This window comes from Blochmannia endosymbiont of Camponotus sp. C-046 (genome assembly GCF_023585865.1).
Classification (GTDB): domain Bacteria; phylum Pseudomonadota; class Gammaproteobacteria; order Enterobacterales; family Enterobacteriaceae; genus Blochmanniella.
The window spans coordinates 267,666-292,438 of the sequence record NZ_CP097752.1 but is presented as its reverse complement, the minus strand read 5'-3'; the positions used below and the strand labels follow the sequence as shown (position 1 = coordinate 292,438).

Here is a 24,773-nt window from a genome sequence, read left to right as displayed (position 1 = left end):
ATTACTATTCATTGTAATACCATGATCTAAATAGATATTTTTAATTTACGTTAATTCCAAAGCTTCTCTAATTCATATAATTTACGAATTTCTTTTTGCATTACATGTATAACTAAATTACCTAAATCTACTAAAACCCATTCACCAATACTCATACCTTCTGTACCATAAGGTTGTAAACCTAAACTACGGGATTCTCGTAGTATATCCTGAGATATAGAAATCACATGACGACGAGACATACCAGTACAAATAATCATGATATCTGTAATATTAATTTTACCAGACATATCAAAACATATAATATCCTGTCCCTGCATATTACATATAACATTAACTACAAATTCTTTTAGAACATCGGATTGCACAGTTTAATGTCCAAATATGTATTGCTTATAATTTTTACACTATCTTAGTATACAATTAATGTATGGTATTTGATACATTGAAACAATAACTATCTTATCAATTTTTTAATTTTTAAGATAAATACAAGTATTACAATACATCACTAATTCTAACAAAAAATGATTTCAACTTCTAAATTTTACATAATAAATATAGCAAACGCTAGTTTGTTGTTATGTTTTATCGTTCTTATATAGTTCTACATACATATATTGCTCAGTTAAACATTCAATTATCACCAGATATTCTCGTATCGAATATATAAGAATTGTTTATCTTCTTGATAAGAAGTATAAATTTTTTAAATTTTTAGGTATTATCTATAATAATACATACAGTACTATATATAACTATATGTTAGTAAAAAATTGAAAACTATTTTTCAACATTTTACTTTAATCTAGCAAAACTATTAAAATTTTTATCGGAAATTACTTTAATAACATATAATGTGTATATTATATAAGTATTTATTTTTAAAATAAAAAATTATTACAATCTCATCTAATAAATGAAACTTATAAAAAGTTCTATTATAAATATAGCTAATATACTTTAGAATTATCTTACTATGTCAGAACAACTTGTTTGTCGCAACATAGTATGAGTGATAATAATTCAAAACTTGATCGGGATAAATCCATATAATTCTTTTTGTATGTTAATTCTATTTGTACTAATAATTCTATCGCCTGATGTAATTGGTATAAACTTAATCGATTAACTGCTCTCGATAATAACGTACCGTGATACTTTTTGTATATTTTATATTTTTTTAATAAATTAAATAACGATTCTCCTTGGAGCATACTATACTTGATGTTAGTTAACATTAGTATCTCAGATTTAATTTTGAATAATAGTAGTTCTAAATCGACACCTACGTGTTCCAATTGTTTTAAGATACGATCAGAACGTTGTTTTTTGCCTATTAAAATCGATTCTATCCAATGGTGCATATTAAACAATGCTGAATCAGTCGCTATTTTTTTTACACGAATAAAATTTAAATTTCCATCAGGATAGATTAAAAACAGATTATGCAACGTTTGATTTAATAATGTTAAATTACTTTCATAATAATAACATAATAATTGACAAGCTAAATCTTCTATAACAAGTTTCATATTTTTAGCTTTGTTTTCCACCCACATCATCAAACGGGTATATGATGGAGTGTTGCAATCAACAAACATTCCTATTTTTCTAAAACATTGTAACCAAATATTATTTTTATTAATTTGATTTGACTCATGAACATGTAAAATTAATACTAAATCATCATGAAGAAACGAGGATAATAAAGGTACATTTTTTTTTAAAAAAGTAACAGGATAGTTTTGAGGGAATTTCAGTAAAAATATTCTACGTTTTTCAAATAAACTTGATACTCTGAATAAATTAAATATGCTCTCCCAATCGAAATACATATCCAATTCTACATTAACAGATTCATTGAAATTTAGCATTCTAGCTGACTGAACAATATTCAGATAACTATCTCTCAAAAAATAAGAATCGTTTCCGCATAGCACATAAACAGATCTCAATTTTTTTTTTAATTCTATCAACAATTGTTCTGGATATATCCAAATCATAATATATACAATGGTGAAATAAAAAATTTATGTTAAATATTTTAACAACAATTTCATATACATCCTAATTATAAAAATCTTCAAATCGTAAAAATAATTGATATATTAACTGTTGAGCCGCATCTCGATATATTTCTTTACGCATATCATGTTCTTGCATGTCATTAAACAAAACTTTTTCAGGATTTCTTATCAATGAACGATATGCATTAACATTGATAGGATAATAATTACTGTTTGGAATGAACAAATTAGTTTCTATATGCAATGTTAAACGATACTCAGCTTCTTTTCCGTTCTGAAATACAGAAGTGGTTATGCGTTTTTCTGAAGCATTGATAATGTTTAAACGAGGAATTTGTGCCTCTTGTATACACACGTTATCATTTAAATCATTTAAATCACCAAAAACATCAATACGATTTGTATTCAACTCAGTTATTATAGCCCGAGTTATCGGACCAAATGGATCGTAACTGCACAATATTATAGATCTTATAACATTTTTTTGTAATTTTTCTCCAGTACTATCTGTATACAACCGATAATTACAACTTGTGAATATAATTACAGCTACAACACTTGCAATTATTAAACAGATAATTTTTTTTATATAAACAACACCTGACATATTACTATTTTGCAATAATGTTGATCACTCTATTTGGAATGTAAATTATATTGTTTATTTTTTTTCCAATAAGATATTTGTTTAAAATTCCCTCCATTTCTAACAATTGATAAACTACATTCTTATCGCTATTCAACGGTACAAAAATCTTATGTCGCATCTTTCCATTAATTTGAACGAGAATAAGAGTGCTTTTATTTTGTATCGCTTCTGTATCTACAATAGGCCATGTTGCATTATCAATATCTTCAGAACCTCCTAAAGCTTTCCATAAAACAAAACTAATATGTGGGGTAAATGGATATAACAATCTCACTATTACTAATAACGCCTCTTGTAACACCGCTCTATCCTGCATAGTTGCTTGAGAAACATTGTGTAATGTATTTACTAATTTCATAATAGCCGATAAAGCGGTGTTAAATGCTTGTCTACGATCAATATCGTCAGTTACTTTTTCTATAGTTTTATGCACATTATATCGAATAAATTTTTGTACATGATTCAGCATTACAACACGCAATGTATCTACAGGTCCATATTGAATGTGACAATATACTAAGTTCCAAACACGTCTAAGAAAACGCCGTGCACCTTCTATTCCAGATTCTTGCCATTCCAACTTTGCTTCAATTGGAGCGGCAAACATTATAAAAAAACGCACTGCATCTGCTCCATATTTTTTAATAATTATACTTGGATCAATACCATTATTTTTTGATTTCGACATTTTGCACATTCCATCATAAATCAAATCACGTCCGTGTTTATCAGTAGCCTTTATAACGTGTCCTGTTCCGTCACGTTTTATTTTAACATTAGTTGGGTCTACCCATATATGCCGACCATCAGGGGACAAATAATAAAAAGAATCTGCTAATACCATGCCCTGACACAATAAACGTATTGCAGGTTCATCAGAATATACTAATCCTTCATCACGCATTAATTTGTGATAAAATCGAAAATACAACAAATGCATAACAGCATGCTCAATTCCACCTATATATTGATCAACTGGTAACCAATAATTAGCAGCATGCGTATTTAACATCGCTTCATTATCATGAGGACAAGTATAACGAGCGTAATACCAAGACGATTCCATAAAAGTATCAAAAGTATCAGTATCCCGAATAGCTGGTTGCCCCTCATAAGTAGTTTGAATCCAGTTAGAATACATTTTTAAAGAATTATTAATATATCTATATTCATCATCGTTATTGTTTTGTATAGTTGATATACTTTTTGGAAGAATTACTGGTAATCTATGAAACAATACTGGTTTCACAACCCCACTCGATAATGTTACCATAGGGATCGGAACCCCCCAATAACGTTGACGCGAAACACTCCAATCTTTTAAGCGATAATTAACGGCATGCTGAGCTACACCACGCTCAATTAACCATTTGGCAATCACGTTAGACGCAATACAGGAACTTAATCCATCAAATTCACCAGAATCAAATAATATCCCATCACAAATCATTGCTTGCGTTTGAATTATAACTCTTGGTTCAATTGCACTTAGATTTTTTATAACAGGTTTTATCGGTAAATTATATTTACGAGCAAATTCCCAATCTTGTTGATTATGAGCTGGAACCGATATAGCTGCTCCTACTCCATCATGTTCCACAGGTATTACAAAATTAGTAACCCAAATTGGCAATTTACTATTAGTAATAGGATGTATCGCGTAAACATTAGTAGGCACTCCTTTTTTTTCACAATAAAAAATATGTTTTGTGTTTAATTTAGCACAATCATTATTTTTTTGAATAAAATCCGCTACATTTAAATCAATTTTTGCAGCCTCTAATGTTATTGGATGATCTATAGATATAACCAAATAAGTAATGCCCATAAAAATATCTAATCGGGTCAAATATATTATCAATATATCTTTAGAATTTTCAATTTTAAAAGTGACATTTACACCCTCTGAACGTCCAATCCAATTTCGTTGCATAACTTTTACTTGTTCAGGCCAATGTATTAATTGATCTAATCCATGTAACAATTGCTCCGCATAACTAGTAATTCTTATAAACCATTGCGAAATTCTTTTATATTTTATACGAGTATGACAACGCCAACAGCAATTATTAATAACTTGCTCATTAGCCAAAACCGTTTTATGATATGAACACCAGTTTACTGATGCAGTTTTTTTATATGCTAGACCTTTTTTATATAATACAGTAAAAAACCACTGCTCCCATCGATAATATTCTGGATGACAAGTTATAAGTTCTCTACCCCAATCATACGCAAAACCTAATGATTGCAACTGACTTTTCATATAACTAATATTAGAATATGTCCAATTCGATGGATCTGTATTATTTATAATTGCAGCATGTTCTGCAGGCAATCCAAAAGCATCCCAACCTATAGGTTGTAATACATTTTTTCCAAGCATCCGTTGATATCGAGAGATTACATCGCCAATTGTGTAATTACGTACATGTCCCATATGTAAGTTTCCCGATGGATAAGGAATCATAGATAAGCAATAATATTTTTCTTTATTACTGTCTTCTATTACTGAAAAAGTCTTATTTTTATACCAATGTTTTTGCACAACACTTTCAATATCGCTTGGAGAATACGATTTACGCATAATAAATATCACAATCAATAAAAAAATTTGTTAATTTAATTAATAATTTCCAAACTAATTAGAAATATTAATACTTACTGAATGAAAATTGTTTTTATCCAATAAAAAAATAACGATCACATACAATATATACATCATTAATAATATTTAGTCCAATTTTATTGATATTTTATAAAAATATTCATTTCATACTTAATAAAAATACAACATATAATTATTTAAGATCTCTATGTAATTCGACATTAAGCATTTTGAATTTTTAATAATATTTTTTAAAAATTAAAAAAATATATATAACAATTCCCAAAAAAAACCAAGATCCAAATTTTGCATATGGTGTCCAACCTGTGGTGGGAATAACCTGATCGCTAAGCACACCGGAAATAAACTGAGGAAGTTGTGCTTGCAGAGAGCCATCTGCATTGACAATCGCAGTAATTCCATTATTTGTGCTACATAATAAAGGCCTTCCCAGCTCTAAAGCACGCATACGAGCCATTTGGAAATATTGCCATGGTCCAATAGAATTACCAAACCATGCGTTATTTGCAACAGTCAATAAAAAATCAGTATCAGATTTAAAATTATCACGTATTTGTTTACCAAAAATTATTTCATAACAAATAACAGTAGTCATCTTTATACACGACACACTCAATGGGGGTTGAAAATAACAACCTTTTTGCATGAAAGGTACAGGTATATTAAAAAAATTTAGCAGTGGTTTAAAAAACCTTTGAAATGGAAATCTCTCGGAACATAATACTAAATGATGTTTATCATACCGATTACAATTTGGGTATTTGTAGGATTCAGATTCTCCTAATACTATAACGCTATTATAATAATGATAATAGTTTTTGGAATAACGTATTCCAATAATCCCAGTAATTAAATTCGTTTGGGATTGTCTAAGTTTATGATCTAATAATGTCAAAACTATATTATGCTCAATTTCATTTCCTGGAATAGCTGATTCTGGCCAAATAATTATTTTCGTTTTTCCAAGTAAAGGTAAGGTATGGCCTATATATGTCTTCAGTATTTTTTCTACATAATTCGAATTCCATTTTATACGTTGATCAATATTGCCTTGTATCAAAGAAACATGAACAGCACGTTGTGGTTGTAAATGATACCATTGTATTCGTGTTAAGGGCCATGACAATAATAATATTGCCAAAGATACGATAGTCGATGATAATTGCGCTCTTTTGATAGAAACAGCTAATAATCCACTGATTAAAATAAGAATAAATGTAATACCTTCCACACCAAAAATAGGGGCAATACCTTTGAGAGGTCCATCAATTTGAGTATATCCAAATTGCAACCATGGAAATCCGGTAAACACATATCCCCTAATATATTCAACAATTGACCATATCACAGGAGCAGCACTTACCGTATGCCATATCGTTGCGTATGATTGCATCAACGACAATAAAACAGAAAATAATATAGGAAATAATATCAGATATAACACCAACAAAATAATTAATAAAATATTGATACAACTATACATATTACTAAACTGGTCTATACTGATATAGATCCATTTTAATCCGCTACCAAAGAATCCAACACCCCAAAAAAAAGTATACCATGCAGCTCGTCTCCACGTAGAATCTAAAATTATTTTTAATAAAACAGTTAAAGAAATGATACTAGCTGGCCAAAAATTATATGGAGAAAAACCCAAAATACCAAATGCTCCGAATAACAACACAATGAAAGACCAAAGATATTGTTTATATTTATAATATGTAGTAACAACAACAATCATGTCTACAAATTATCTTCTTTAGGTATATATGATGAGTTTTTGGGGATTTGTACAAGCAATTGCACAATACGATGACTATCTGTGAGAGTAACTTTAAACTTATAACCTAAAATATTAATAGATTCTCCATTTGAAGGTAAATGCCCAAAAGATTGCATGATAAACCCCCCAATAGTATCTATTTCTTCATTATGAAAACAGGTGTTAAACATCTTATTAAAATCTGTAACAGGGGTTAATGCGTTAATAATAAAAGTATGTTGATTTACTTGGCAAATATTAAAACTATCTTTGTTATCGTATTCATCTTCAATCTCACCAACAATTAATTCTAATATATCTTCGATAGTAATTAACCCAGACATTCCTCCAAATTCATCTATTACAATAGCCATATGACAACGTTGTAAACGAAATTCTTGTAACATCCTATCTACTCCTTTATGCTCTGGCACTACCATCGCTGGACGTACAATTTTATCAATACTACATGATTGTGATTTTTTTAATATAAATGGTAATAAATCTTTAGCAATCAACACACCTTTAATTTTATCCTGATTACCATATAAAACTGGGAATCTAGAGTGAGCAGATTCTATGATAATATTGAGTTGTTCATCCCAAGACTGAGTATTTTTTAAAAAAATAATTTGCGCCCTAGGCACCATAACATCTCTAACTTTTTGATCAACAATATCCATAACTCCTTCTAACATATCTCGAGTATCTGAATTTATCAAAGAATTTTGTTCAAAATCACGTATTAAGTTTAATAAATCATTGCGATTTTTAGGGCTACTATGAAAGAGATGATGTAATATAAAAGTGAAAAAACTTTTTTTACGAATAGAATTAACGTTCTCCTCTAAATTACTATTATTCATAATATTATTTGCTTATATCTTATAAAAAATTTAATTATCTATGCGCGACATAACAACACGTTCGATATCCACATTGTTGAAGTATACTTTTTTCTAATCGTTGCATTAATATAGCTTCTTCATCAACAATATGATCATACCCTAATAAATGTAATGATCCATGAATTATCATATGCGCCCAATGTGATCTATCATCAGGTATATTTCTTTTTTTAGATTCATATTCTATAACTTGGCGGCAAAGTACTATATCTCCAATTAGTGATGACTCAATTCCCAACGGCGGCGTAAAAGGAAAGGATAAAACATTAGTGGGATAATTTTTTTTTAAATAATACCAATTTAAATAACGCATCTCTTTTATATCCACTATACGTACAGTTAATTCTATTTTCTTTTTATGTACAGAAAATATAACAGATGCCCACGATTGCAACATTTTCCTATCAGGTAATCTATGTAAATTTTTACATGCCAACTGCAAATCGATAATCACTTTATTATTTTCCATCTATTATAATCCTTTATTATTATAATAATTCTTATCACTACTATTTATTTTATTTATAATTTAATTCATAATCATTCTTGTATGTATCTTATTATGTTGATATATATTCAAAATTCTTCTTGTTATCCCATGCTTCGTAGGCATCTATTATGCGACTTACTATTGCATGACGTACCGAATCGTCTTTAGTAAAAAAATTAAAACTAATATCTTTAATCATGGTCAAAACTTTAATGGCATGTGTTAGACCTGATGACTGATTAGGGGGTAAATCAATTTGGGTAATATCTCCTGTAATAATTACTGTAGAATGAAATCCAATACGGGTTAAAAACATCTTCATTTGAGTAATAGTCGTATTCTGACTTTCATCAAGAATAATGACAGAATCGTTTAATGTACGTCCACGCATATAAGCTAATGGAGCTACTTCTATTATATTTTTTTGTATCAATTGCTCTACTCTTTCATGTCCAAGTATATTAAATAAAGCATCATATAATGGGCGTACATAAGGATCAGATTTTTGATTAAGATCACCCGGCAAAAAACCTAATTTCTCTCCAGCTTCAATAGCAGGGCGAGTTAAAATAATATGTTTATTTATTTTACGTTCTAATAAATCTACTGCAGCAGCAATAGCCAAATATGTTTTCCCCGTTCCTGCAGGTCCTATTCCAAAAGTGATATCATGATTAAAAATATTATAAATATATTGTGTTTGGTTTTTTGTACGAGGCTTTATGATTCCATATTTTGTTGCGATGTGTATCCGATTATTACTAATTGATTTAGTGTATTTATATTGAGTTTGTAATACCTGGATTTGTTTAATAGTCAAATATACTTGCTTCGGATCTATGTCATGAATCATACCGCATTTGGTTTCTGTATCCGAATATAAAGACACCAAAACATTAGTAGCAGTATCAACTGATACTGATGTTCCTATTAATCTAAAAAAATTATCACGCCGATTGATAGTAATATTTAATTGATGTTCTAATTGCTTCAAATTATCATCAAAAGGCCCACATAGACTTATCAAACGTTTATTATTTGCTGGTTGTAACCTGATTTCTTTAGTTTTTAAATTCAAACATTACTCCTAAATTAATTGGAATAAAAACAATTGATAATAATATTTAGATTACATCAAGATGTTAAAGATAACATTGGGGAACATTATTTTTAGAAACAAAAAATCTACCATTTATAACGATAAAAACTTCTTAATATTTTCACTTTTAAATGCAACTTTTAAATTTCAAAAAATGGAAATAAACATGCCCCAAAACATTAAAAATCAATAACTTAATAAAATAACCAATATATTAATGTAATATATATAATACATATATATTTGAGGGTAAAACAATTACAATCATAAGTCAAGGACATATGATTGTAATTAAATCTGCAGATTTAAAAATATTTATTTAATTTAAAATGACTATATGTTATATATATCTGTTATCCTGAGTAGGTTGATATTTTATTACATAAAATTTAAATATCACATTAAAATACGCATATATACAGATGAACCTTTGTATTAGATCATAAAATATTATGAATAAACTATTCTGTGATGTCTTGATATTCGGAGCTGGTATCATAGGTGCATCATTAGCATTGCGTCTTTCTAAATACGGTATCAAAGTAATTATAGTAGATCATAAACATCCTGTTCCAATAAAAAAAAACCCGAATATTCGAGTTGCTGCCATTAATCACGCTTCAATAAAATTCTTGCAACAAATTAATATATGGAAAAAAATTCCTTCTAATTTTTGTACACCATACCACTGCCTAGAAGCGTGGGAATGCCCATCATCAAAAGTAATTTTTCATTCCATGTCTGTAGGAATATCTACAATGGGATGTATCGTTGAAAATAACCGTTTACAATCAGCACTTTGGAGAAGCTTCATGAACTTCAAAACAATAACATTGTATTGCCCATCCATATTATTATCTACACATTATGACGGGTTTTGTTGGAAATCTATTCTTGATAATGGTATTATAGTTGTGAGTCGTTTATTAATAGGAGCTGACGGAATTTATTCTCAAATTCGAAAAATATTAGGAATTGGAGTAATTGGTTGGAAATATCGTCAACTTTGTATGTTACTCAGCATTAAAACAGACAAACACAAAAAGGGAACAATTTGGCAAATATTTACTCCTTATGGTCCTATAGGGTTCTTACCTTTATATAATCATTGGGGATCATTAATGTGGTACAACACTCCCGAGCGTATTCATAAATTACAACAATTGCCTATATCAATATTAGAAAAAGAAATCGAAAATAATTTTCGAAAACAACTAGGTCGCATTAGGTTACACAACATGACTGTAGTTCCATTGATTCGTCAGTGTGCACACAACTACATAACTCCAGGAGGAGCATTAGTTGGAGATGCTGCGCATTCTTTACACCCTTTAGCAGGACAAGCAATAAATTTAGGACTTCGTGATGTCATGAGTTTATCACAATTATTAATTGATTCACGTGTGTTTGACGAATATTCAAGTATTGCAGAAGTATTAACATCCTATCAAAATAGTCGTAAATACGATTCTTTCCTCATGCAATCATTCATAGATTGGTTATATATTATTTTTCATAATAATTATTTACCACTAAAAATAGCCAGAAATCTTGCATTTATGACAATTGAACGTTCTTTATATCTAAAAAAACAAATATTGAAATATGCTGTAGGCATATAGTATATGCACTAATTTTACACTAGCATCATACTATAGTGAATCTTTATAGCTGTATACTACTATAAAGATTCTCATTGAATTATTAAAAATTTAATTATTTAAATTAAAATTTATATTTATATTTTTTCCATATACACATGTATGTGTACAATACTGTTTGCTTAAGTATATTTTGAATATTCATATTGAATAATCTATTCAAACAATAAATGATTTGAACTGTAAAAATACAACAAAACATTTCGAATGTATTATATTGTTTATTAAGAAGCATAACGATTAACATAATCCAACCCCACTGGGGCACCAGGATTCGAACCTGGGAATGACGGGATCAAAACCCGTTGCCTTACCGTTTGGCTATGCCCCAATCATCCATTTAACATATCTACCTTATGTTTTGCATACTGATATTTGATTTATATTATATATGCATATTTTTTATGCTTATTCAAATAAACAAATACGGGAGACGAGACTTGAACTCGCATACTTCTCAGTATCAGATCCTAATTCTGACGCGTCTACCTATTTCGCCACTCCCGCTTGTACTGATCTGATATATAAATAGCTACGACGGGACTTGAACCTGTGACCTCAGCATTATGAGTGCTGCGCTCTGACCCACTGAGCTACGTAGCCAATATCTCTGCATATTTTTTCATCGATAACCCAATTACCAACCAAAACACAAACTCATAATATCATTATTATGCAACAACTATAAAATATCCGTCAACTTTCTTTTTATATACATATATAGGTATATTTTTAATTATTATGTAAACTTATCATTTTATTATAAAAATTATAAAATTATGTGATTTACCTGACAATCACGCTCATATAAAAAATGACAATGTCATTGATTCAAAGCAAAAAAAATAAAAGTCATCGTTTAAATAAACACTTACTATGAAAATTATTTCACATAATAACTCAATGTTATTTGTGTATTATACAATAACGTATAACTTACAGTGATTACAATTTAAAAATTGCTAATCTAACACCAAAAATTTAATCAATACAACAAACATTCCATCATGAATAGCATTTATTAAAACATATATGTCCATATGTAAGTAAATTTATAACAATGATGTATTCACTATTTTCCCATTAACAATAGTTTTTTTTATTTGATAGTCTGTATTAAAAACAGTTAAATTAGCAATCTTATTTATTTCTAAGCTACCTAAACAATGATCCATTCCAATAACTTTAGCTGGATATAAAGTAGCCATACGCACAGCTTCATCTAATGGTATTCCAGCGTATTCAACGCTATTTTTAATTGCTTGAATCATTGTTAAAGTTGATCCACTGAGTACGCCTTTACTATCCACACATCTATTATTACTATGATATATAGTTTTGTTAGAAAAAAGAAAACAAGATTTCCCCTTATTCAATCCCGCAGGACTAGTAGCATCAGTTACTAAAATTAAATGATCTCCTTTAATTTTTTTAGCATATCTAATGTTAGCCCAATGAACATGCAAACCATCTGCTATAACACTGCAATATATTTCTGGTGCATCAAAAATAGCTCCGATAACACCAGGTTCACGAGCAGTTAACGGAGGCATAGCATTAAACAAATGAGTCCCAAAACTAACACCATATGAAAAACTAAATCGGGTTTGTGTATAGGTAGCATTAGAATGTCCAATTGCAATACAAATACCTGATTTTTGTAACTTTTTAATACATGTCATGTCCAATAATTGTTCAGGAGCAAGAGTTATCTTTCTGATAACATCACTATTCTCACACAAATAATTTATCATCTCTTCTGTTGGCACACGAATCAATGTTGAGTTATGTATCCCTTTTTTTGTAGAGTTCAAAAATGGACCTTCCAAATGTAATCCTAAAGCCTGGTTGTTGTTTTGAGATAAAAAAGTACGCATGACATTAACAGCTCGTTGCATCAAAACATCATTACTAGTAATTAACGTTGGAAGAAAACTAGTACAACCCGAAAATTGGTTAGTTATTTGCATTGTTTTGAGTGTACACATTGATATTGCATTGATATGATCATTGAATTGCACACCGCCACACCCATTAACTTGTAAATCTATAAATCCAGGTGTCAACAAAAACCCTGATAAATCATGTACCTCCATGTGTTTAGGTAACTCGCTCTTCAAACAAATAGCTTTAATAAAATTATCAGAAACAATAAGCGCATGATTGTCAAGAATTTTTTTACCAGTGTATATTGTACTATTAATTAAAGCATACATATTTTAATAAACTATATTATGATCGTCTGATTATTTATTTCTAATTCTTGAAAATACTTGACTGTTTTTATTTTTAATTCCTCGGTTGATGATTCATCGCATACTAATACCGATTTAGGATGCAATTGTAAACAACTGATAGTCCACATATGATTAACGCTACCTTCAATTGCCGCTTGTACTGCTATCGCTTTATCTGCTCCAGTTGCTATTATTATTATTTCTCGTGATTCCATTAATGTAGCAATTCCAATAGTTAATGCAAATTTAGGAACAGAATCAATATTATTTTTGAAAAACTTAGCATTTGATATACGAGTTTCTTTACTCAAGTTTTTAAGTCTAGTACGTGACGCTAAAGAAGAACCAGGCTCATTAAAAGCAAGATGCCCATCACTACCAACTCCTCCTATCAGCAAATGCATACCTCCATATAATTTTATTTTTTCTTCATATCGTTTGCATTCATCCTCAATATTGTTAGTATTTCCATTTAAAACGTATACATTTTTTTTAGGGATATCAATATAATTAATAAAATTTGTATGTATAAACGTATAATAACTGTTTGAATCTGTACAAGATAAACCAAGATATTCATCCATAGTAAATATCACTACATATTTAAAACTTACTTGATTAGATCGATACATTGTTATAATATTCTCGTAAGTCTTTATTGGAGTTCTTCCTGTTGGTAAACCTAATACAAACGGATTGTCGAAGGTAGGATGAAAAGCATTAATACGATTAACAACATAATGCGCAACCCATTGAGCAACGTGATCAGAGGTACCTAAAAATACAACTCTCATGTAAGAATCCTTATTTAATTGGGTTGATAATGAAATCATCCTATATTTTATTGTTAAAACTAATACAAATACTACAAATTCTACGCATCTGCATTAGTAGTAAATATGATGTGATATCTTGTAAGTATAAAGATCAGAATTTTATTGATGCAATACTGAAAATAATAAAAAACCATGAAAATTAACATATCTCACTGCGTAGCTGATTCAATATCAATATACCAATAATTATTGAGTAATAATATGACCAACACGCGATGATTCCTCGATTATTTTAATACTTCAATATATGTGTTTATTTCTATTTATACAAACGTTCCATTCATTTATTCTAATGAAATGAGCATTCCTACTTGCTATAATCATCTTTAAATCAATATCCACTCTCAATTCACTTCAACAACATCATTGCACTTATTCTAAAACTGTCATGAATATATTATATTGCATATAGATATAGAAAAATTACAACATCAAAATAACGTTTGAATTATTCTCAATTTATGTACAAACAAATATCTACAGCATTACAATTTTTCTTACTTTATAACAAAATAATCTTAAAGACCATAGTATCTCTATAAAAATATGTAAATACAAATTATGTTTATTTCCATATGTAAATCATACATTATTAATATAAAAAATAAAATCCATTATTACATAATTTATATCGCAATTATTTCACACAATATATCTACATTTAAATAACAATTACAACAACGAAATATTTTAAATTCTAATTTATGTGTTTATTAACACATTACACAAGCGCATGTTATAATTTTATAAAAAAATTATATTCTTTAATAATTTTTATATTTTCCATATAATAATCTTAATTCAATATCATCACCGATAATAATAAAGATATTTTTCCTACGGATTAACACAATAATTATATATTTACAAAAAGGATAAAAATGAAGACTCTCATGAATTATCGACCTAATTTTATCAACCATATTATTGATAAAGATTTAAAATTAAAAAAACATTTTAACGTACGCACACGATTTCCTCCAGATCCTAATGGACATTTACATATCGGACATGCTAAAGCTATTTGTCTTAATTTTGGTATTGCCCAATATTATCACGGTCAATGCAATTTACGGTTCGATGATACCAATCCAGAGACAGAACACGAAAAATATATTGAAGGTATAAAATATGACATTCAATGGCTTGGCTTTATGTGGCATGGAGATGTACATTATTCATCTGATTATATTGAAGAATTACATAATTATGCTATTAAATTAATTAAAAAAGGATTAGCATATGTAGATGAATTATCTACGGACGAAATTAGAAAATACCGAGGAACATTAACACGTTCTGGTAAAAATAGCCCATACCGATCTCGTAGTATTAAAGAAAATTTAATGTATTTTTCTAAAATGCGTCATGGAGATTTTCTAGAAGGCGGAGCGTGTTTGCGCGCTAAAATTAATATGGCCTCTTCTTCTATGGTGATGCGAGATCCAGTATTATATCGTATTAAATACACTCCACATCATCGTATTGGAAAAAAATGGTGTATTTATCCAACATACGATTTTAGTCATTGCATTTCAGATGCAATAGAAGGTATCACTCATTCTTTGTGTACTTTAGAATTCCAAGAGAATCGCATTTTATATAACTGGATATTAAATAATGTTGATATAGATATACACCCTGATCAACATGAATTTTCTCGTCTTAATTTAAAATATATAATCACATCTAAACGTAAACTTAATATATTAGTTACAAAAAACATAGTTAATGGATGGGATGATCCTCGAATGCCTACTATTTCTGGATTACGACGTAGAGGATATACAGCCAGATCAATTCGAGAATTTTGTCATCGCATCGGTATCAGTAAACAAGAAAGTCAAATAGAATTATCACTTTTAGAATCATGTATTCGTGCAGATTTAAACAAACATGCGCCACGACTAATGGCGGTGATCAACCCAATAAAAATTATCATCAACAATCTTCCTACAGGATATGAGGAAATAATAGAAATGCCGAATCATCCTAATAACTCTAATATGGGAGTTCGTCATGTCGTTTTTAGTCAAGAAATTTTTATTGATCATTTTGATTTTAGTGAAATATTAAATAATAATGATAAATGTTATAAATTAACTTTGGGACAAGAAATACGATTAAGATATGCTTATGTCATAAAAGCAGAGGACATCAAAAAAGACAAAAACGGGAATATTATTTGTATTTATTGCAGTTACGACCCACTTACTTTAAACAAAAATCCAACAGATGGTAGAAAAATTACTGGAGTAATACATTGGGTATCGGCGACCAGGAACATATCAGCTGAATTTCGTCTATACGACAAATTATTTACTCATCCCAATCCTTCTATCGCAACCAATTGGATTACCAATATCAATCCTAAATCTTTAATAATTTCTCGAGGAGTTGTTGAAGAAAATATAATTTACTCCTATAGTCCTGGTCCGTATCAAATTGAACGAGAAGGGTATTTCATTATAGACCGCCACTACTCTAAAGCATCTCATCTAGTATTAAATAGAACCGTAACCTTAAAAGAATCTAAACATTACTAAATAAATAAATTCAAAACTATTATACAATCATGTCTGGACAATCTTCTATGCACTAATAATACTGCCTTCAATCACAATTCCCAACTAGCTCCCAAAAACCCATTACATCCCAGGGTACATAAAACCCCAAAGAGAGTAACCTGTAATCATTCTAATTGTATACACAAAATTATCAATGCAATTATTTTTATTTGTTGTAAATATTCATTTCATTCCGAATTTGATTCACCCAATGTTGTACACGAATCTCTGTCATTTCAGGTTGACGATCTTCATCAATAGCTAATCCTACAAACTTATCTGTACCAATTAAACTTTTTGAAGTATCAAAATGATAACCAGATGAAGACCATAATCCTGTAACAATAGCTCCGTTTTTCAAAATAATATCATATAAAATACTCATTGCATCACAAAAATATTCCGAATAATCTTCTTGATCTCCGCATCCAAAAATTGCTACTTTTTTTCCAGAAAAATCAATATTTCTTAGCACAGGTAAAAAAGCATCCCAATCACATTGCGGTTCTCCGTAATACCAAGTGGGGATTCCAAATAATAAATTATCATAATTTTCTATGTCTTCTTTAGAACTCATAGCTATATCAAAAACATCTGCAATACTTTTTCCTAACTGTGTCCGAATCATTTTAGCAAGTTTTTCAGTATTACCCGTATCACTACTAAAAAAAATACCTACTAACGCTGATTTCATAATATTTCAACCTTATATATTGTATAGTATAAATCACATTTTTATCATCAATCAAAACGCATACAATTTCATTCAATATCGCATCAAAATATCAATACAATTCACATGTTTATATAATCATTTATGATGACACATAATCAATTGTAATAGATCGTTAACATCTTTTATTTTTGAATTACATAAATTTTTGAAAAATAATATATAAAATATACCATATATTTTAAAAATTAATGCATAATAAATTCACTAATCGCACTTAACACATCCACGGGATTATCCCAATGCACCCAATGCCCTGCATTAGGTATCATACAAATGCGCGCCTTCGGAAATTGATGGTAAATATCATTTAAAAAACGATTATCGAGGTACGCAGATAATGCACCTCTAATAAATAATGCTGGACCCCACCAAGTTTGGTATGTATTCCAACCACTAATATGAATATAATTATTTCTAATGGATGAAAAATTAAAAATCCAAGATCCCTGACGAAAAGATTTCAATAAAAAAAATATTAATGATTGATCGAGACAATACTGCCGCATAAGAAGCGCAGCTTCATTTCTATTTTTTACTCCAAAGATATTAACACGCTCAATTGCATGAAAAATATTATCGTGACTATGTATATCGTATTTTATTGGAGCTATATCAATAATCACGACTTTGGTTATGCGGTGAGGAGCCAACATACACAATTTCATTGCAACTTTACCGCCCATTGAATGGCCAATAATTATGCATTTATCTATTAACAACCGATCTAGCAAATCTAAAATATCTTGCGCCATTACCGAATAATTCATAAATCGTTCATGAGGAGAACGACCATGATTACGTAAATCAACTTGCACGACACAACAATACCGAGCTACTCCTTCTGCAATAATCCCAAGATTATTAAGATCACCAAAAAGCCCATGAAGCATTATGACTGGAGTTTTTGTTAATGCAGAGTTAAGCATTTGCAATCGATAATTAAGCTGCATATAGTATAATACTTATTATTAATAACACTGTAATATTTGTTTATCATTACCTAAACAATATTATATATTTAGTACGACGTATCAGGATACCTAATGAAATGATACAAGCTTACATTTTTTCATAAACTTTTATATCATTAATTCACAAGTATGAATGTAATATTTTTAAAATTAACCTAACATAGTTATCAAAACATGTTTTAATATTCCTGTACATTAAAGACTAGAAATACCAATGCATCTAATAAACCTAATGATAATATATCACAATATTTTTAAAATTTCAAAAACAATCAATATAGGAGATTTTCACATGAAAAACCATATCCGTTCTGGACAACTAGCGTCACATAATGAAATTATTAATACGTCTCAATTAATAACACAGTATTACACTTTATCTCCAGATCCAAATAATGACGCTCATAATGTTCTATTTGGTACTTCAGGTCATAGGGGTAGTTCTCAGCGATACAGTTTCAACGAAGCACACGTATTAGCAATTAGCCAATCAATCGCACAAGTACGTGCACAACAAGGTATAACAGGACCATGTTACATTGGAAAAGATACGCACGCTCTTTCTGAACCAGCGTTCATATCTGTAATTGAAGTATTAGCAGCTAATTTTGTTGATGTTATTATTCAAAAAAATAATGGTTACACTCCAACCCCTGTTATTTCACATGCTATCACTCAATATAATAAAAATCATCGCAATGATCATTCGAAAAAAGCTGATGGCATCATCATCACTGCTTCTCATAATCCACCTGAAGATGGGGGTATAAAATATAACTCAATATACGGGGGGCCAGCTTCTAGCGATATAACTCGCTCAATTGAACAAATCGCTAATAAATTTTTAATAAATAATTTACAACACGTGCATCGTATGACATTGCATAATGCTTGGAAAAGCGGTTATATACACACACAAGATTTCATTCAAAATTATGTAAAAAAACTATCTACAATAATTAACATGCAAGCTATAAAAGCATCCGGTTTAAAATTAAGAGTACATCCATTAGGTGGGTCAAGTATAGATTATTGGCAAAATATTGCCCAATATTATCAATTAGATTTAAATTTAATCAGTGAAAAAATTGATAAAACTTTTAGTTTTATGCATCTTGACTATGATGGCTGCATCCGAGTAGACTGTTCTTCTGAATTCGCCATGGCTGGAGTATTAATAAAACCACATGATAACTTTGATTTGATTTTAGTTAATGATCCAGACTGCGATAGACATGGAATTATTACTCCTCTTGGTTTGATAAAACCCAATCATTATCTTATTATTGCAGCACATTACCTTTTCAACAATCGCCCATTATGGCATAATCATCCACTGTTCATAGGAAAAACTTATGTATCTAGTATTATGATGAACCGCGTAGCATGTAATCTATCTCGTCCACTGATAGAAGTGCCAGTAGGTTTTAAGTGGTTTGTACAAGGATTATTTAATAGTTTCTTCGGTTTTGTAGGCGAAGAAAGCGCAGGAGCATCTTTCTTAGATTTTTATTGTTCTCCCTGGTCCACAGATAAAGATGGGTTAATTATGTGTCTATTAGCAGCTGAAATGATTGCTATCAACGATAAATCCTTCCACGAGTATTATGACCGATTAGTTCAAAATTTTGAAATATCTAATTATAATCGTATTCAATTACCTATTAATTACGCACAAAAATCCCTTATCTCCAAGACATTATTTAATCAAATTAATATGACAGAACTAGCAGATGATCCTATTATTCAGATCATCAATATAAGTTCATCAAAAAATCAAATATCCATGGATGGCGTAAAAATCATCACCCACAATGGTTGGGTGGCGTGTCGATTGTCAGGCACCGAACCAGTATACAAAATTTATTGTGAAAGTTTTTTAAGTGTTTCTCATAAAAAAAAGATTGAAAAAGAAATAATAAGCGTCATCAACAATATCATTAACTAACCCTAAAATAGAAGATACACGATACTATATTCGATACAGCAGTTACTACTATATAATTACAGATTATTAAACTTTTAATTGTTATTTAACAAAAACCTCATAATCAATAATACGAAATAGACATAAATAAAAAAATTATATATACATATATATACGTTATTGCTGTGAACACTTAGGATTTCACAGAGAAGTTTATGTGTTCGTTATTCTTGAACTAAAAAACATAGACACGCACGATCCTGATCAATGTTATTGATTACTATATTGTTTGTTTAAAATATTATAAAACATAATACTATACTCATAGACATAAAGCATTCATGTTTTTAAAACGATCCTTAAATAGGACATACGCTTTAAACTAAAACTGTATTCAAACAAAATATGAATCATGCAAAGAACATTGTTAATGTAACAGTTTTTTAATTAATTTACATGAAATATGTGACCTAATTATTACTTACAATATATTTGATACACTACCAACATAAAACATAATTGGAGTATGTGGTTATCCAGTTTATCCTTACATATGGTTATATATGTTTGTCCCTATTTTTTCCAGATCTATATATATATGCTATATCAACGATACTTTATATATATGAATCAGTTGGTAAACTTACATGAAAATGATCATATATATATCTAAACCATTATTCGAAGAATCGATTACATATTCTTCAAAATTAAAAATAATACACTCTTTCTCATTACGAGAAAACATATATGGATATCAACATACAAATTTATTGCTAACCTTAAAATTAAGAGCATAAACAATAATACATTGTATAAAAACCAAAAACTATACATACTATGCTCAATACAAAACAACTTATTTATATTTTAATGTTTTTATTTTGAAACACGGCTAGCACATTATTGAACAATTAAAAAATCAACATTATTAACTCAATTGGGATATTTGTTATTTTGACAACTATTTTTTTTTGCAATAAAAATAAATTTTATTAGACCGTCTAAACGGTCGCACACAACATCAATAATCACAAATAATATATCCACAATTTCTTAGTTCTTTATCTTTTATGAAATAAGACAAATCAATATTCAATAACACCAAAACAACACAATTTTTTTTTTGCAACAAGAATATTTTCAAAATACAACATCATTATCATGTGAACTCTATGTTTCTTCTGATCACATGTTATCATTAATGATATCTTCAGATATTATCATATATAATTCAACTCATAAATATTTGGTACATTCAATAATATATTGAATATCAAGATGCTACAAACATTTTAAATACTAAAACTCAATACTTTAGTAAATCAATTATCATATTTTAAATCTATTATTTTTTAGTTATTTTCTGAGTAAGGTAAAAACAAAATTCATGATCTATCTCACTTTCGTTATTACATACACGTACCCTTTTGAAAATTAAAAATCGAATTTTATTCCAAATTTTATAATATTATTAAATTGTTAATAATATACAAGATATGATATTATCCATAATCTAATCATTTGTTATGACAGCAAATCGATTAGTACAACATACAGATATCAAAATAAAAAATAATATATATATATTATATATTCAAAAAATAATTACACTGTATAAGATGTAATTGTAATAACATCTATCTTTGTACTATTAATTATCTATATTTTGTGACATTTTAACTATATAAAGTATGTCGCTGCAAAAAATATGCAATACTATTATATATTTGAGAGTATTTATATGATCAAAAAAAATCAAAGACCAATATATCTAAATATTAGAACTATACGATTTCCTATCACTGCTATTGCTTCTATTTTACACAGAATCTCGGGAATTCTATTATTCATAACAATTGGACCAATGCTTTGGATATTAAAATTGTCTTTATCTTCTAATAATGATTTTTGCAAAATTCATCAGTTTCTATTGATGAATCATTATATTTCTCAGTTTTTATTTTGGATAGTTATGATCCTACTAAGTTATCATGTATTTGCTGGTATTCGTCAGATATTAATGGATTTCGGATGTTTACACCAAACATTACTAATGGGTAAAATGAGTGCAAAAATTATATTTATTTTGACTATTTTGTTGTCTATTTTCATTGGAATCTTAATATGGTGTCCATTAAATCAATCTTGAAATGTCATGGAGTACACGAATGGTTGCTGGTACGAATGTCTGCCATATGGATATTGCTATACATTATATATATTTCTATTTTTATTATTTTTTCTAACAACTTATCTTACGATCAGTGGTATGATTTCTTCAGCAAGAAGACCACTAAAATATTTAGCATCATAACTTTATTGTCTGCCCTAAGTCATGCTTGGATTGGTATGCGCCACATATTAGAAGACTATATAACATTGCCAGTATTAAGACAATTAGGAATATGGGTAACCGGTTCTATATTGTGCGTATACTTATTTTTTGGAATTATTATCATTTGGAGTATATAGATGCATCAAATACCAGTTAAAGAATTTTTTTCTGTTGTTATAGGAGCTGGCGGAGCAGGTATGCGCGTTGCATTACAGGTTTCTAAAATGGGGTTTTCTTGCGCCTTAATATCCAAAGTTTTCCCTATACGTTCACATACAGTATCTGCTCAAGGAGGAATTACAGTTGCTCTTGGCAATAATCACGAAGATGATTGGCAATGGCATATGTACGATACTGTGAAAGGATCTGATTACATAGGAGACCAGAATGCTATTGAATATATGTGTAAAACAGGACCTAAAGCGGTATTAGAGTTAGAGCATATGGGGTTACCATTCTCTAGACTACAAAATGGTCGTATTTACCAACGTCCATTTGGAGGACAAACTTTATATTACGGAAAAAAACAAGCAGCACGTACTGCCGCAGCTGCTGATCGTACCGGACATGCACTATTACATACCTTATATCAACAAAATTTAAAAAACAAAACAACTATATTTTCAGAATGGTACGCGTTAGATTTAGTAAAAAATCAAGATGGAAGAATACTTGGTTGTATTGCTTTTTCTATTGAAACAGGAGAATTAGTATATTTTAAAGCACGTGCTACAGTGCTTGCAACTGGAGGGGGGGGACGCATTTATCAATCTACCACCAATGCTCATATCAATACAGGAGATGGAATGGGCATGGCGTTACGAGCAGGTATTCCTGCTCAAGATATGGAAATGTGGCAATTTCATCCCACTGGAATAGCTGGTGTCGGAATCTTAGTAAGCGAAGGATGCCGTGGTGAAGGAGGATATCTTTTAAATATTGAAGGAGAAAGATTTATGGAACGATATGCTCCCAACGTAAAAGATTTAGCTGGACGAGATGTGGTAGCTCGAGCAATCATGCTGGAAATTCAAGAAGGACGAGGTTATTCAGGTTCATGCGGCCCTCATGTTAAATTAAAGATAGACCATTTGGGAAAAGAATTATTAGAATTACGATTACCTGGTATTTTGGAATTAGTACGTACTTTTTCTTATATAGATCCCGTAAAAGAGTTAATTCCAGTATTTCCTACCTGCCATTATATGATGGGTGGCATTCCTACGACAGTACACGGAGAAGTAATTACTATAAATAATGCGGGTGAAGATACGATAGTTCCAGGTTTATTTGCGGTTGGAGAGACTGCTTGTGTATCAGTACACGGAGCTAATCGACTAGGTGGAAATTCTTTATTAGATTTAATCGTATTTGGACATGCTACAGGAAAATGTATACAAACATATTTATCAGAAGAAGAATGGCCTACTCGTGGTCCTACTAATTCTGATATAGAAAAATCGTTAGCTCGTTACACTCGTTGGAATAGCAACAAATCGAGCGTAACAGAAAATCCAGTAACAATACGTCAAAATTTGCAATCATGCATGCAAAGCAATTTCTCCGTCTTCAGAGAAGAACAAAACATGCTGAAAGGATTGGAAGAACTAAAAGAAATACGTACCCGATTAAATTGTGCAATTTTATCAGATAAATCTTATACATTCAACACACAACGTGTTGAATGTTTAGAATTAGACAATTTATTAGAAACTGCTTATGTAACTGCTATGGCTGCTATTTTTAGAACCGAGAGCAGAGGAGCTCATAGCCGTTATGATTTTCCCATGCGTGATGACAAAAATTGGTTGTGTCATACATTATATTTACCAAAAAAAGATATTATGACTCGTCGTAATGTGAATATGCAACCAAAATTTCGCCCTCCTTTTCCCCCGAAAACCCGTGTTTATTAAAAAAATGGAGTTTA

At 29.6% G+C, this 24,773-nt stretch carries 19 protein-coding genes and 3 tRNA genes; 7 read left to right on the top strand and 15 right to left on the bottom strand.

All coding sequences use genetic code 11. The features are described from left to right. Positions 1 to 50: 50 nt before the first annotated feature. The 8 genes from rsfS to M9409_RS01180 form a co-directional block, all read right to left on the bottom strand. Positions 51 to 368, bottom strand: coding sequence for a ribosome silencing factor (gene rsfS, locus M9409_RS01215; protein ID WP_250227127.1), 318 nt, complete (start codon positions 366 to 368; stop codon positions 51 to 53). A 609-nt stretch (positions 369 to 977) separates the two neighbouring features. After that, complete coding sequence (holA, locus tag M9409_RS01210) at positions 978 to 2,006, bottom strand: DNA polymerase III subunit delta (RefSeq protein WP_250227126.1); 1,029 nt, start codon at positions 2,004 to 2,006, stop codon at positions 978 to 980. A gap of 64 nt (positions 2,007 to 2,070) precedes the next feature. Continuing rightward, positions 2,071 to 2,637 (bottom strand): LPS assembly lipoprotein LptE, encoded by a 567-nt coding sequence (gene lptE / locus M9409_RS01205; RefSeq protein WP_250227125.1) that lies wholly within the window; start codon positions 2,635 to 2,637, stop codon positions 2,071 to 2,073. A gap of 4 nt (positions 2,638 to 2,641) precedes the next feature. Beyond that, on the bottom strand, positions 2,642 to 5,266 hold the full coding sequence (gene leuS / locus M9409_RS01200) for a leucine--tRNA ligase (protein ID WP_250227124.1): 2,625 nt from the start codon (positions 5,264 to 5,266) through the stop codon (positions 2,642 to 2,644). A gap of 259 nt (positions 5,267 to 5,525) precedes the next feature. Then, on the bottom strand, positions 5,526 to 7,052 hold the full coding sequence (lnt, locus tag M9409_RS01195; RefSeq protein ID WP_250227123.1) for an apolipoprotein N-acyltransferase: 1,527 nt from the start codon (positions 7,050 to 7,052) through the stop codon (positions 5,526 to 5,528). A 2-nt stretch (positions 7,053 to 7,054) separates the two neighbouring features. Continuing rightward, the gene (gene corC / locus M9409_RS01190; RefSeq protein WP_250227122.1) at positions 7,055 to 7,939 is read right to left on the bottom strand and encodes a CNNM family magnesium/cobalt transport protein CorC; all 885 of its coding nucleotides are present in this window, start codon (positions 7,937 to 7,939) and stop codon (positions 7,055 to 7,057) included. A 34-nt stretch (positions 7,940 to 7,973) separates the two neighbouring features. Then, positions 7,974 to 8,450, bottom strand: coding sequence for an rRNA maturation RNase YbeY (ybeY, locus tag M9409_RS01185; RefSeq protein ID WP_250227121.1), 477 nt, complete (start codon positions 8,448 to 8,450; stop codon positions 7,974 to 7,976). Positions 8,451 to 8,541: 91 nt separating this feature from the next. Then, positions 8,542 to 9,549: a PhoH family protein gene (locus M9409_RS01180; RefSeq protein WP_250227120.1), complete on the bottom strand. Its 1,008-nt coding sequence runs from the start codon at positions 9,547 to 9,549 to the stop codon at positions 8,542 to 8,544. Positions 9,550 to 10,022: 473 nt separating this feature from the next. Here M9409_RS01180 and M9409_RS01175 point away from each other — a divergent pair, with 473 nt between their 5' ends. Further along, positions 10,023 to 11,192: an FAD-dependent monooxygenase gene (locus M9409_RS01175; protein ID WP_250227119.1), complete on the top strand. Its 1,170-nt coding sequence runs from the start codon at positions 10,023 to 10,025 to the stop codon at positions 11,190 to 11,192. 298 nt (positions 11,193 to 11,490) lie between these two features. On the opposite strand, the gene M9409_RS01170 is transcribed toward M9409_RS01175, so the two are convergent. The 5 genes from M9409_RS01170 to nagB form a co-directional block, all read right to left on the bottom strand. Next, positions 11,491 to 11,562 (bottom strand) — tRNA-Gln (locus tag M9409_RS01170). 94 nt (positions 11,563 to 11,656) lie between these two features. Next, positions 11,657 to 11,738: transfer RNA gene (locus M9409_RS01165), tRNA-Leu, on the bottom strand. Between the two features lie 22 nt (positions 11,739 to 11,760). Further along, positions 11,761 to 11,834: transfer RNA gene (locus tag M9409_RS01160), tRNA-Met, on the bottom strand. A gap of 449 nt (positions 11,835 to 12,283) precedes the next feature. Continuing rightward, complete coding sequence (nagA, locus tag M9409_RS01155; protein WP_250227118.1) at positions 12,284 to 13,447, bottom strand: N-acetylglucosamine-6-phosphate deacetylase; 1,164 nt, start codon at positions 13,445 to 13,447, stop codon at positions 12,284 to 12,286. 11 nt (positions 13,448 to 13,458) lie between these two features. After that, complete coding sequence (nagB, locus tag M9409_RS01150; protein ID WP_250227117.1) at positions 13,459 to 14,262, bottom strand: glucosamine-6-phosphate deaminase; 804 nt, start codon at positions 14,260 to 14,262, stop codon at positions 13,459 to 13,461. 923 nt (positions 14,263 to 15,185) lie between these two features. Between nagB and glnS the strand changes: the two genes are divergently transcribed. Then, positions 15,186 to 16,850 carry a glutamine--tRNA ligase gene (glnS, locus tag M9409_RS01145; RefSeq protein ID WP_250227116.1) on the top strand — a complete coding sequence of 555 codons (1,665 nt, stop codon included), beginning with the start codon at positions 15,186 to 15,188 and terminating at the stop codon, positions 16,848 to 16,850. Between the two features lie 187 nt (positions 16,851 to 17,037). Here the strand turns inward: glnS and fldA are convergent, their stop codons facing one another. Together fldA and M9409_RS01135 are read right to left on the bottom strand one after the other, a co-directional pair. After that, the gene (fldA, locus tag M9409_RS01140) at positions 17,038 to 17,565 is read right to left on the bottom strand and encodes a flavodoxin FldA (RefSeq protein WP_250227115.1); all 528 of its coding nucleotides are present in this window, start codon (positions 17,563 to 17,565) and stop codon (positions 17,038 to 17,040) included. Between the two features lie 227 nt (positions 17,566 to 17,792). Beyond that, positions 17,793 to 18,557 (bottom strand): alpha/beta fold hydrolase, encoded by a 765-nt coding sequence (locus tag M9409_RS01135; RefSeq protein ID WP_250227114.1) that lies wholly within the window; start codon positions 18,555 to 18,557, stop codon positions 17,793 to 17,795. Between the two features lie 313 nt (positions 18,558 to 18,870). Here M9409_RS01135 and M9409_RS01130 point away from each other — a divergent pair, with 313 nt between their 5' ends. The 5 genes from M9409_RS01130 to sdhA all read left to right on the top strand — a co-directional run bounded on the left by M9409_RS01130 (position 18,871) and on the right by sdhA (position 24,759). Continuing rightward, the gene (locus M9409_RS01130) at positions 18,871 to 20,526 is read left to right on the top strand and encodes a phosphoglucomutase (RefSeq protein WP_250227236.1); all 1,656 of its coding nucleotides are present in this window, start codon (positions 18,871 to 18,873) and stop codon (positions 20,524 to 20,526) included. Positions 20,527 to 21,152: 626 nt separating this feature from the next. Beyond that, on the top strand, positions 21,153 to 21,305 hold the full coding sequence (locus tag M9409_RS01125) for a hypothetical protein (RefSeq protein ID WP_250227113.1): 153 nt from the start codon (positions 21,153 to 21,155) through the stop codon (positions 21,303 to 21,305). 944 nt (positions 21,306 to 22,249) lie between these two features. Beyond that, the gene (gene sdhC, locus M9409_RS01120; RefSeq protein ID WP_250227112.1) at positions 22,250 to 22,657 is read left to right on the top strand and encodes a succinate dehydrogenase, cytochrome b556 subunit; all 408 of its coding nucleotides are present in this window, start codon (positions 22,250 to 22,252) and stop codon (positions 22,655 to 22,657) included. Further along, positions 22,633 to 22,980: a succinate dehydrogenase, hydrophobic membrane anchor protein gene (gene sdhD, locus M9409_RS01115; RefSeq protein WP_250227111.1), complete on the top strand. Its 348-nt coding sequence runs from the start codon at positions 22,633 to 22,635 to the stop codon at positions 22,978 to 22,980. Before sdhC ends, sdhD begins: the two co-directional genes overlap by 25 nt. Continuing rightward, positions 22,981 to 24,759: a succinate dehydrogenase flavoprotein subunit gene (sdhA, locus tag M9409_RS01110; RefSeq protein WP_250227110.1), complete on the top strand. Its 1,779-nt coding sequence runs from the start codon at positions 22,981 to 22,983 to the stop codon at positions 24,757 to 24,759. Positions 24,760 to 24,773: the final 14 nt, after the last annotated feature.